The following is a 1,295-nucleotide window of genomic DNA, read 5'->3' as shown; positions in this document are numbered from 1 at the left end:
TTTAAAGCCAAATGTATTTTAAAATGACTTTTGTTCTTAAATTATACTTTCAGCAAGTTTTTTACAACGTTGTTGTGTATGATTAGTTGCGTGTTTCAAGCACTAAAGTTAGTAAATAAAACACAGATTTAAAGTCTGGGAGAGCTTTCGTAAATTGGCTAAAACCAAGCAATTAATTATATACGGTGTTGTGCCACGTTATATTTCTATTTCCAAATTCCAAACTTTTATTCCTTTTTTAGTTAGTTTTTTTGTTGTTTCTTCATCTGTCCAATGCATAATATTCGTGTATTCAGCTGATTTAGATTTCATTAAAATATCTACTGATTGTTCAATTAGGTTTTTTCGTTCGGCAGTTTTTGAATTTTCTGCAAAAGTTAATTGAAGAAGCTTTAGGTTTGGAATATTTCCAATTGATTTTATATTGTTTAATCTTAAATTATTGTGAATATGAACTCTTTTCAGTTTCTTTAAATTAGATAAATTTGGAATTTCTTCCATTTTTGACATTCCCTCAAATTCAATTTTCTCTAAATTTTCTAAAGAGTTTAAAAAATCAAAATTCGGAATTTGTCGAACACGACTAAATTCTATAGATTTTAATTTTTTTAAATTAGTCAAAGATGTTAGGTCTTTAAAACTACCGAAAAGTAAATTAAGTTCTTCTAAATTTTCTAATTCTGATAGTATATTTAGATTATCCATTTTCACACCTCTAAAAGTCAGATTTTTCAACTTTTTTAAGTTTTGAATATTATCTAACCCTTTTTTCATACCATCCACATAAAGCGATTCTAAATCTTTAAATTCCTTAATAAATGATAAGTCAACTGCTTTTGATTTAGTTTCTTCTATTCCGAATTCTTTCAAGTTAGTATTAGATAAAAGTTCTGAATAATCTTTTATATTATATGTTGCTATTGTAAATTTTCTAACGTTTGGGATTTCTTTGTAGAATGATAAATCTTGACTTTCGTGCCAATGAATACGAAGTCCAATATTCGGATATTGTTTGTAAAACTCGTTAAGAGTTTCCCAAGTCTGTTTTTTAGGATTTTCGAATTGAGATAGTTGTAAAGAATGAATATTATTTTCTGCTATTATTTTTGGAATATCAGACTTTTTCAGGTCAGAAAATATGTTTATGTTTCCGTTATAATTCCCCCATTTGTCTTTATTACTAAATATTTCCATTCAAATCTCAATTTTTCTTTTATGTGGCACAACGTTGTTGTGTTATGGAAAGTTGCGTTTAAAGTGAACGGCTATTTTCCGCAGGAAAATTGTTGTTCGCA

General features: G+C 27.3%; 1 protein-coding gene. It reads right to left on the bottom strand.

Annotated elements, in window-relative coordinates:
• Positions 1-198: 198 nt before the first annotated feature.
• Positions 199-1,194 carry a hypothetical protein gene (locus tag GQS57_RS18255; RefSeq protein ID WP_165734407.1) on the bottom strand — a complete coding sequence of 332 codons (996 nt, stop codon included), beginning with the start codon at positions 1,192-1,194 and terminating at the stop codon, positions 199-201.
• Between the last annotated feature and the right edge of the window lie 101 nt (positions 1,195-1,295).

The organism is Polaribacter sp. 20A6 (assembly GCF_011378915.1).
Classification (GTDB): Bacteria; Bacteroidota; Bacteroidia; order Flavobacteriales; family Flavobacteriaceae; genus Polaribacter; species Polaribacter sejongensis.
Note: the sequence above shows the minus strand (reverse complement) of the source record. Positions and strands in the feature narration are given on the sequence as shown.

Coding starts and splice junctions, on each gene's coding strand:
- GQS57_RS18255 (WP_165734407.1), bottom strand. CDS start 1,194: ATGGAAATATTTAGTAATAAAGACAAATGGGGGAATTATAACGGAAAC.